The sequence below is a fragment of the Cyanobacteria bacterium GSL.Bin1 genome (genome assembly GCA_009909085.1).
In the GTDB taxonomy this organism is placed as follows: Bacteria; Cyanobacteriota; Cyanobacteriia; order Cyanobacteriales; family Rubidibacteraceae; genus Halothece.
Genome location: JAAANX010000009.1, coordinates 1 through 3387 on the forward strand (window position 1 = coordinate 1; position 3387 = coordinate 3387).

The 3387-nt window shown below is 43.6% G+C and carries 6 protein-coding genes and 1 pseudogene; all 7 read left to right on the plus strand.

Going from position 1 to position 3387, the window contains the following annotated elements; all coding sequences use genetic code 11:
• Positions 1-262: 262 nt before the first annotated feature.
• Positions 263-385 (plus strand): DUF4351 domain-containing protein, encoded by a 123-nt coding sequence (locus GVY04_00235; GenBank protein NBD14606.1) that lies wholly within the window; start codon positions 263-265, stop codon positions 383-385.
• A gap of 246 nt (positions 386-631) precedes the next feature.
• Positions 632-940: a nucleotidyltransferase gene (locus GVY04_00240; GenBank protein NBD14607.1), complete on the plus strand. Its 309-nt coding sequence runs from the start codon at positions 632-634 to the stop codon at positions 938-940.
• A complete protein-coding gene (locus tag GVY04_00245; protein ID NBD14608.1) occupies positions 927-1064 on the plus strand; it encodes a hypothetical protein in 138 nt (45 codons plus the stop codon). Before GVY04_00240 ends, GVY04_00245 begins: the two co-directional genes overlap by 14 nt.
• Positions 1037-1276: a DUF4351 domain-containing protein gene (locus tag GVY04_00250; protein ID NBD14609.1), complete on the plus strand. Its 240-nt coding sequence runs from the start codon at positions 1037-1039 to the stop codon at positions 1274-1276. Before GVY04_00245 ends, GVY04_00250 begins: the two co-directional genes overlap by 28 nt.
• A 458-nt stretch (positions 1277-1734) precedes the next feature.
• Positions 1735-2520: a hypothetical protein gene (locus GVY04_00255; protein ID NBD14610.1), complete on the plus strand. Its 786-nt coding sequence runs from the start codon at positions 1735-1737 to the stop codon at positions 2518-2520.
• A 344-nt stretch (positions 2521-2864) separates the two neighbouring features.
• Positions 2865-3005 (plus strand): annotated as a pseudogene (locus GVY04_00260) (ABC transporter permease).
• A gap of 46 nt (positions 3006-3051) precedes the next feature.
• Positions 3052-3387 (plus strand): hypothetical protein (locus GVY04_00265; GenBank protein NBD14611.1); only part of this gene is annotated, 336 nt, incomplete at its 3' end.

Here is a 3387-nt window from a genome sequence, read left to right on the forward strand (position 1 = left end):
AGATTTAGCTCATCGTTTGATGGCTCTCAAGCCTCATAAATCCCTAGATTTTCACAGAGGTCTCAAGGCTGTATCTACCCTCCAGTCTGCCTTATAGCTTTGTTGTCATCCCTTAAGGTCAAAACCAAACAAATTCCTGTTCAGTATCACCGATTTTTGATTGATGCTCAGATGAGACGCAATGAAGCAGACTACGATTTTCAGCCAAATATTGCGATCGATGAAGTTGAGCGATTAATTGAGCAGGCTGGTGAGATTGTAGATTTTACTCGGCAGTATTTTAAATAAGTTACCTCGTTTAAGTCGGGAGGAGATTGCAGAGGCGCTTTTAGATTTTGCGACGGTTGCTGATTTGGAAAGTTGGTTACAACAATCAAATGTTTAGCAAGGGTGATCATCGCGCTCTTTAGATTATTTACCTGCCGATCGAGCGAAGCTCGCTGCCAGAGGCAATCGCGCTTCTGCTGTTGTCTAAAAAGGCAAGTGATTTTGATCGGCACGATTCTTGATAGACGGAGGCAGAGCCACATCGCACTTAGTAGAGTCAGCATTGCCAAGAAGCATTCGTTAAACTTTTATACAGAAAGCTCTAAAAATAACGATGGTAGAAAATAACTTAGAATTTCAAGAGATGAAAGTTTCCCTGCTACCAATTCGCTTAAATCTTGACAAAGTTGCTAACTTTTGTCAACATTACCATATTCAAAAATTAGCTTTATTTGGTTCAGTGGTGAGGGAAGATTTTACATCTCAAAGTGATGTGGATGTCTTGGTAGAATTTGAATCAGGAAAGACACCGGGGTTAGCCATCATTACAATGGAGGATGAGCTATCAAAAATCATTAATTGGTCAGTTGATCTCAGAACTCCCAAGGATTTAAGTCATTATTTCCGAGATGAGGTGATGAAAGAGGCTTTCGTTATCTATGAGCAAAATTGATGATTTAACTCGTCTCAAACATATTCAAGATGCAGCAGAGGAAGCCTTATGTTTTGTTCAAAATCGTACCAGAGAAGATTTAGATAACGACAGAAAATGTTGGGATTTACAGATGTTGATCTAAAGCAAACTCATTTCTATCAAGATGTTTACGTAGAAGCGGAAGTTAATTTAGTGCTTCGTCAACTCAAACATCGTTTTGGGGAGTTGGACAGCAATTTAGTGGAGCAAATTCAGGCTTTGGGTGTGTCGGAGTTGGAGGCGTTGGCGGAGGCACTTTTAGATTTTGCCACGGTTGCTGATTTGGAAAGTTGGTTACAACAATCAAATGTTTAGCTAGCGCGATCGCGCTCTTTAAGTTATTGACCTACCGATCGAGCGAAGCTCGCTGCCAGAGGCAATCGCGCTTCTGTTGTTGTCTAAAAAGGCAAGAAAAGGAAAAAAACAGACGATCGCGCTCAGAGACAGCTAGGTTTGCCAAAAACGGGTTCAATTGGAGTTTTGCCTCTGCGATCGCTGCCCTCTAGGTAAGATTAAGGAGAAGCGCGATCGCGCTGAACACTTTATGAAAATAGCGAGAGTAGAAAATTTAAGAAAAGTAAACCCTTAACTTGAAACCAGAAATCAATGATTATTGATCGCACTTTTTCAAGTAATATCAGGTTCGTTCAATCAATGATAAAAAGTAGGTTGGGTAGAGCGAAGCGAAACCCAACACGAGTTATAACCAATCCCCCGAACTTGATATAACCCTTAATTTACAATAAAAAAGAACCATTACATGGGAAAGAATGATGTATCAAAGTAATCCTCCGCTTCACCCAAAAGAAACCCTCCCCACCATGTATGATTTACCCAGTGAAGACCCTGAGGAGCCTGGTTTGCCCGATGAATTTCATCTTCTCCAGCCTGAATTACTTCGCCTCACCTTTCGCCCCCCAAGTTACCCCAGTAATCAGGTGTTTACCGCAAGCGATTTGAATTTATACTATGATGTGCATCATACCCAGTGGTATAAACGCCCCGACTGGTTTGCGGTTTTAGGGGTTTCTCGACTCTATGAAGAAAAAGACCTCCGCTTAAGTTATGTGACATGGCAAGAAGGGGTAAATCCCTTTGTGGTGGTCGAATTGCTCTCTCCTGGAACTGAGAAGGAAGACTTAGGGCAAAATTTAAGAGAAGTGAGTCAGCCTCCGAATAAATGGACAGTTTACGAGCAAATCCTGAGGATTCCCTATTATTTTGTCTTTAATCGCTATACGAATGAGTTTCGTGCTTTTGGGTTAATGATGAACCGCTATCAACCCTTATCAATAGAAGAGCAAGGAGTCTGGTTGGAAGAAGCAGAACTGGGATTAGGATTATGGGAAGGGGAATATCAGGGAATCAATCGAGAGTGGTTGCGTTGGTATGACCAAAATCAGAACTGGATTCTCACTCCTGCTGAACAAGAAGCTCAACGGGCTGAACAAGCAACTCAACAAGCTCAACAGGAAGCTCAACGCGCTGAACAAGCTAATCAACGGGCTGAACGTTTAGCGGAACAATTGAGAGCTTTGGGCATTGATCCCGAAGCCTAAGAGCCATATTTTCAGGTGCAGCGATCGCTGCTGAAGCTAAGGGTAACTTCAGGTCAATCGTGCTTTTGGATTTTGCCATAGTTGCTTGCTGATGGGGAAAGGGGGTTACAACAATCACCTCTTGAACGAGGGCGACGATCACGCTGTCACCCCTTCTTGTTGAAAATAATCGGGCTGGTATTGCTGTCACGAGAGCGGATTACTCGGTCTAGCAGTTGCGTTGAAGGGAATAAGCAAGCGCGATCGCACTCGGTTTGGCGACCCTACGTGCGACTGGCATCGTTTAGATCGTACTTTCTAAAAGGGCTCAGACTCAATCATTAGATTTTTCGAGTGTGGCTGATCGCGAATTAGCCACCCGAGGTACAGTTTCCGAACCCGTGGCATTTTGGATCGCCAGTGCTTTGGCAATGGGCGGTTTGTTGTTGGCTTGGCTGGTGTATCGTCTCGCGATGCCCTTTATTGTTGAACGCATGAGTGCCTAAGCCCTTAACTTAAAATAAAAAGAGAACTTAACCCTGGGAATGAATGATGTATCAAAGTAATCCTCCGCTTCCCCCCAAAGAAACCCTCCCCACCATGTATGATTTACCCAGTGAAGACCCTGAGGAACCCGGTTTGCCCGACGAATTTCATCTTCTCCAGCCTGAATTGCTTCGCCTCACCTTTCGCCCCCCAAGTTACCCCAGTAATCAGGTGTTTACCGCAAGCGATTTGAATTTATACTATGATGTGCATCATACCCAATGGTATAAACGCCCCGACTGGTTTGCGGTTTTAGGGGTTTCTCGACTCTATGAAGAAAAAGACCTCCGCTTAAGTTATGTGACATGGCAAGAAGGGGTAAATCCCTTTGTGGTGGTCGAA